Below are 6,745 nucleotides of genomic sequence, written 5' to 3'. Positions count from 1 at the left end.
AGCAGCAACGACCGCACCCCGTGCTCCACCACCAGATGCCGGGCGAACCGCGCACCCAGACTCCCCGTACCACCCGTGACCAACACCGTCCCACCCACACCCCAGGCGGGCGCCTCCCTCCAACCCGGGTCGGAGGCGGCACGGGCGAGCCGGGGCACCCGCGCGCCACCGGCGCGGATCGCGACCTGCGGTTCCCCGCCGGCCACGGCCGCCGACAGCAGTTCCTCCGTGGCGGAGGCGTCGGTGTCGACCAGCGTGATCCGGCCCGGGTTCTCGGCCTGCGCCGACCGCAACAGACCCCACACCGCCGCCGTCGCCAGATCCGGCACCTCACCCCCACCGACCGCAACAGCACCACGCGTCAACACCACCAGCCCCACACCGGCCAACCGCTCATCGGCCAACCACTCCCGCACCAGCGACAACGCACCCAGCACCTGCCCATACACCGCCCCCAACACCTCACCACCACCGGACGCCACACACGGCACCACCACCGCATCCAGCCCCACAACCCCGGAAACCACCGCCGCACCCACCTCCGCGACGCTCCCGAACTGCTGGACGTCTGGCAGGAGTTCACTCACGTCTCCGATGGCACCCCACGCCCGGGCCGACGCGGGACCGGCCAGGCGGATCGGGTCCCAGCCGACGGTGAACAGCGCGTCCAGGGAGGCCTCGCGGGCCGCCCCGACCGTGGGGTCCTCGACGGCCGTCAGCGTCAGCGCCTCCACGGCGGCCACCACCTGGCCGGAACCGTCGGCCAGGTCGAGACCGTACACGTCGTCACCGATCCGCCGGACCCTCACGCGCAGTTCCTTCGCCCCCTCCGCGAACACCCGCACCCCCGACCAGGACCGCACCGCGCGCGGTGCTCGCCCCGCCAGGCCACCGGCGTACAGCGCCACCCGCACGGCCGCCTCCAGCAGCAGTGGGTGCAGCACGAACCCGGCCGGGTCGAAGTCGTCGTGCGGCGGCGCCAGCTCGGCGCACACCTCGTCGCCGTCCCGCCGGACGGCGGTGACGACCGGGAACGCCCGCCCGTGCCCGTAGCCCTGCCCGGCGAGCTGCTGGTACAGCGCGGCGGCATCCACTTCCACGCCGTGCGGCGGCCACTGCGGGACGGGCCTCGGCGGCACACCGCTCAGCGAGGCGTGCCCGCTCGCGCGGCAGGTCCAGGCGCCGTCGCCGCTGTCGAGGCGGGTGTGGACCGTGACCGGCCGCCGCCCCTCCCCGCCGGGCGCGCCGACCGAGACCTGCACCTGTACCGCCTGCCGGCCGTGGAGCACCAGCGGCGTGTGGACGTCGAGGTCGTCCAGCGCGTTGCACCCGAACTGGCCGGCCACATGGAGGGCCAGCTCGGCGTACACCGAGGCGGGCACGGTGACGGCGCCGTCCAGCACATGCTCGGCGAGCCAGGGGTGGGTACGGGTGGAGATCCGGCCGCTGAACACGGCCCCCTCACCGCCCGCGAGGCTCACGCACGCGCCGAGCAGCGGATGCCCCTGGTCTTCCAGACCCAGCTGCCCGGCGTCCGGCCCGGTCCCGGCCGCCGCGCTGTACCAGTAGGTTCGGCGCTGGAAGGCGTACGTGGGCAGCGGTACGGCCCGGGCGCCGGTGCCGGTGTGGAACCGGTGCCAGTCGACGGCCACGCCCCGGTTGTGGAGCCGGGCGAGGGCGGTGACCACGTCGACGGCCTCGGGGCGGTCACGGCGCAGGGACGGAACGCAGCGGACGTCGGTGTCGTCGAGCGACTGCCGCGCCATGGCGGTCAGCACCGCGTCGGGCCCCACCTCCACGAAGGTGCTCACGCCCTGGCCGTGCAGAACACGGACGGCGTCGGCGAACCGGACGGGCTCGCGGACGTGGCGGACCCAATAGGCTGGATCGGTCAGCTCGGTGGTGACCGGAGCGCCGGTGAGCGTGGACACGAACGGGATGCTCGGAGCGGTGAAGGTCAGCCCCGACACCACCTCCGCGAACTCGGTGAGCATCGGTTCCATCAGCGGTGAGTGGAACGCGTGCGACACCTTCAGCCGGGTCGTCTTGCGCCCCTGGTCCTCGAAGTGCGCCTTGATGGCCAGGACTTCCGGCTCGTTCCCGGAGACGACGACGGCCTGCGGACCGTTGACCGCCGCGATTCCGACCGTGTCGGTCAGGTGCGGCAGCACCTCCTCCTCACTCGCTTGGAGCGCCACCATCGCGCCCCCGGCCGGAAGCGCCTGCATCAGCCTGCCGCGCGCCGACACCAACTTCGCGGCATCGGCCAGCGACAACACCCCCGCCACATGCGCGGCCGCGATCTCACCGATCGAATGCCCAGCGATCACATCCGGCCGCACACCCCACGACTCCCACAACCGGAACAACGCCACCTCCACCGCGAACAGCGCCGGCTGCGTCACCTCCGTACGGTTCAGCGCCTCCGCATCCCCACCCCACACAACCTCCCGCAGACCCGGCTCCAACTCCGCCAGCACCGCATCGAACGCCGCCGCGAACACCGGGAACGCGCCATACAACTCACGCCCCATCCCCGAACGCTGCGAACCCTGACCCGTGAACAGAAACGCCGACCTGCCACCCGACGCATGGACCGTGTCCGACGTGACCGCGCCCGAAGGGGCGCCCTTGGCCAGCGCGCGCAGCCCGGCGACCAGCTCGTCCCGGCCGGCGCCCACCACCACCGCCCGGTGCTCAAGAGCCGCCCGCGTCGTCGCCAGCGAGAACGCCACGTCCCGCGTGCCGAGGTCCGGCCGTTCAGCGACGTACGCGGCGAGCCGTTCGGCCTGGGCGGCGAGGGCATCGGCACTCTTGGCCGACACCAGCCACGGCACGACGCCACCGGCGGCCGTCTCGACGGCTGCGGGCTCCTCGCTCGGCGCCTCCTCGCTCGGCGCCTCCTCCACGATCACGTGCGCGTTCGTGCCACTCACACCGAAAGACGACACACCCGCCCGCCGTATCCGATCCCCGCCCGCCGGCCACGGACGAGCACGCGTCAGCAGCTCCACCGCACCGCTGTCCCAGTCCACAAACGGCGTGGCCTCTTCCGCGTGCAGAGTCCTGGGCAGCTTCTCGTGCCGCAGCGCCATGACCATCTTGATGATCCCGCCGACACCCGCAGCCGCCTGAGCATGCCCGATGTTCGACTTCAACGACCCCAGGTACAACGGCCGGTCCGAACCACGCCCCTGCCCGTAGGTCGCCAGCAGCGCCTGCGCCTCGATCGGATCACCCAGCCGCGTCCCCGTCCCATGCGCCTCCACCACGTCCACGTCCCCAGCCGTAAGCCCAGCCGCAGCCAACGCCTGACGGATCACCCGCTGCTGCGCAGGACCATTCGGCGCCGTCAGACCATTCGACGCACCGTCCTGATTCACCGCCGAACCACGCACCACCGCCAACACCCGATGACCATTCGCCCGCGCGTCCGACAACCGCTCCAACACCAGCAGACCCGCACCCTCGGCCCACCCCGTACCATCCGCACCCGCACCGAACGCCCGACACCGGCCATCCACCGACAGCCCACGCTGCTGAGCGAACTCCACGAAGCTGCCCGGCGTCGCCGCGACCGTCGCGCCGCCGACGAGCGCCATGGTCGACTCGCCCTGCCGGAGCGACTGCACCGCCTGATGCAGGGCGACCAGCGACGACGAGCACGCCGTGTCCACCGTCACCGACGGGCCCTCGAGCCCCAGCACGTACGAGATCCGGCCGGACATGATGCTGGAGAGGCTGCCGGTCATCAGGTAGCCGCCCAGTTCCTCCGGGCCGCTGAACAGGCCGATGTAGCTCTGGCCCGAGAACCCCGTGAAGACGCCGGTCGCGCTGCCCTTCAGGGACAGCGGGTCGATACCCGCGTACTCCAGCGCCTCCCACGCCGCCTCCAGGAGCAGTCGGTGCTGCGGGTCCATCGCGGTGGCCTCACGCGGTGAGATCCCGAAGAAGTCGGCGTCGAAGTCGCCCACGTCGTGGAGGAACCCGCCGCGCCGGGTGTAGGAGCGGCCCGGCCTGCCCGGTTCGGGATCGTAGAGGGACTCGATGTCCCAGCCACGGTTGTCGGGGAAGTCGCTGATCGCGTCGGTCTCGCCCTCCACCAGCCGCCACAGATCCTCCGGCGACGAAACGCCACCCGGATACCGGCACGCCATCCCCACGATCGCGATCGGTTCGGTTCTGCCGGCCTCCAGCTCGGCGACGCGACGCCGGGACTTCTGCAGGTCGACCGTCACCCGCTTCAGGTAGTCGGCCAGCTTCTGTTCGTTCTCATTGGGCATGACGAAAGCTCTCCTCGGCTGCTGCTGCGTGTGCTGCGGAACTGCTGCTCTTGCGCGTCGCGTCGCGTCGCGTCGCGTTGCGGTGTTGCGGCGCGTGGCGTTGCGTCGCGTGGCGTCGTGTCGCGTGGCGTCGTGTCGCGTGGCGTCGTGTCGCGTTGTCAGTGCGTCACGGATTCGCCGATCTCGGAGTCGATGAAGCTGAAGATCTCGTCGAGGTCGGGGCCGTCCGAGGGGTCTTCGGCGTCGCCCGCGTCCCACTGCCGCAGGAGCGCCTGGAGCCGCGCCGCCACCTGGGAACGGGTCTCGTCGTCCGGGGACGCCGCCGCGAGGGCCGCTTCCAAGCGGTCCAGCTCGGCCAGTACGGAGACCGGTGCCGCCACCTCGGCGTGCAGGTGCGCGATGAGGGCGGCGGGGGTGGGGTGGTCATAGGCCAGCGTCGCCGGGAGCTTGACGCCGGTGGAGGCGAGGAGGCGGTCGCGGAGTTCGACGGCCGACAGGGACGTGAACCCGAGCTGCTGAAACGTACGATCGGCGCCGACCGCGCCCGGCTGGGCGAAGCCCAGGACGGCGGCGACCTCGCCGCGCACGAGCTCGGTCACCGCCTCCAGCTGCTCCGCCGCCGTGAGCCCGGCCAGGCGCTCGGCGAGCGGTACGGCGCCGTGGCCGGCCGCGCCGGACGCGGTCGGCGGCGCGGGGAGGGCGACACCCGCCGGGTCGCCGGTCCCGGGGGCGGCGGCCCCGGAGCCTCCTGCCTCGGGGGCGACGATCCAGTAGGTTCGGCGCTGGAAGGCGTACGTGGGCAGCGGTACGGCCCGGGCGCCGGTGCCGGTGTGGAACCGGTGCCAGTCGACGGCCACGCCCCGGTTGTGGAGCCGGGCGAGGGCGGTGACCGCGTCGACGGCCTCGGGGCGGTCACGGCGCAGGGACGGAACGCAGCGGACGTCGGTGTCGTCGAGCGACTGCCGCGCCATGGCGATCAGCACCGCGTCGGGCCCCACCTCCACGAAGGTGCTCACGCCCTGGCCGTACAGGACACGGACGGCGTCGGCGAACCGGACGGGCTCACGGACGTGGCGGACCCAATAGGCTGGATCGGTCAGCTCGGCGCTCACCTCGGTACCCGTGAGGGTGGAGACGAAGGGAACGGCCGGTTCCTGGAAGGCCAGGCCGCCGACGGTCTCAGCGAACTCGGTGAGCATCGGTTCCATCAGCGGTGAGTGGAACGCGTGCGACACCTTCAGCCGGGTCGTCTTGCGCCCCTGGTCCTCGAAGTGCGCCTTGATGGTCAGGACTTCCGGCTCGTTCCCGGAGACGACGACGGCCTGCGGACCGTTGACCGCCGCGATTCCGACCGTGTCGGTCAGGTGCGGCAGCACCTCCTCCTCACTCGTTTGGAGCGCCACCATCGCGCCCCCGGCCGGAAGCGCCTGCATCAGCCTGCCGCGCGCCGACACCAACTTCGCGGCATCGGCCAGCGACAACACCCCCGCCACATGCGCGGCCGCGATCTCACCGATCGAATGCCCAGCGATCACGTCGGGGCGTACACCCCACGACTCCCACAGGCGGAACAGCGCCACCTCGACGGCGAACAGCGCCGGCTGCGTCACCTCCGTACGGTTCAGCGCCTCCGCATCACCGCCCCACACAACCTCCCGCAGCCCCGGCTCCAACTCCGCCAGCACCGCGTCGAACGCCGCCGCGAACACAGGGAACGCGCCATACAACTCACGCCCCATCCCCAAACGCTGCGAACCCTGACCCGTAAACAGAAACGCGACCCTGTCGCCCGACTCCCCCACGGTGTCTGCGGCGACCGCGCCCGAAGGGACACCCTTCGCCAGCGCACGCAGCCCGGCGACCAGCTCGTCCCGGCCGGCGCCCACCACCACCGCCCGGTGCTCAAGAGCCGCCCGCGTCGTCGCCAGCGAGAACGCCACATCCCGGACGTCGGCACCGGACTCCACGTACTCCACGAGCCGCTCCGCCTGCGCCCGCAGCGCTTCCGCACTCCGCGCCGACACCAACCACGGCACCACGCCACCATCCGCGCTCGCCCCGGAAGTCGCCCGCTCCTCGCTCGGCGCCTCCTCCACGATCACGTGCGCGTTCGTGCCACTCACACCGAAAGACGACACACCCGCCCGCCGTATCCGATCCCCGCCCGCCGGCCACGGACGAGCACGCGTCAGCAGCTCGACCGCCCCGCTGTCCCAGTCGACGAACGGCGTGGCCTCTTCGGCGTGCAGAGTCCTGGGCAGTTTCTCGTGCCGCAGCGCCATGACCATCTTGATGATCCCGCCGACACCCGCAGCCGCCTGAGCATGCCCGATGTTCGACTTCAACGACCCGAGAAGGAGCGGCTGACCGTCCGGCCGATCCTGCCCGTACGTGGCCAGCAGCGCCTGCGCCTCGATCGGATCACCCAGCCGCGTCCCCGTCCCATGCGCCTCCACCACGTC

At 72.1% G+C, this 6,745-nt stretch carries 1 protein-coding gene and 1 pseudogene; both read right to left on the bottom strand.

From position 1 onward, the window contains the following. Positions 1-4,277, bottom strand: a pseudogene (locus tag ABD347_RS26145) (type I polyketide synthase); the annotation flags it as partial. Between the two features lie 164 nt (positions 4,278-4,441). Further along, the coding region (locus ABD347_RS26140; RefSeq protein WP_344365743.1) for a type I polyketide synthase at positions 4,442-6,745 on the bottom strand (2,304 nt) is incomplete at its 5' end.

The sequence above is a fragment of the Streptomyces gobitricini genome, from assembly GCF_039532985.1.
Lineage (GTDB): Bacteria > Actinomycetota > Actinomycetes > Streptomycetales > Streptomycetaceae > Streptomyces > Streptomyces gobitricini.
Note: the sequence above shows the minus strand (reverse complement) of the source record. Positions and strands in the feature narration are given on the sequence as shown.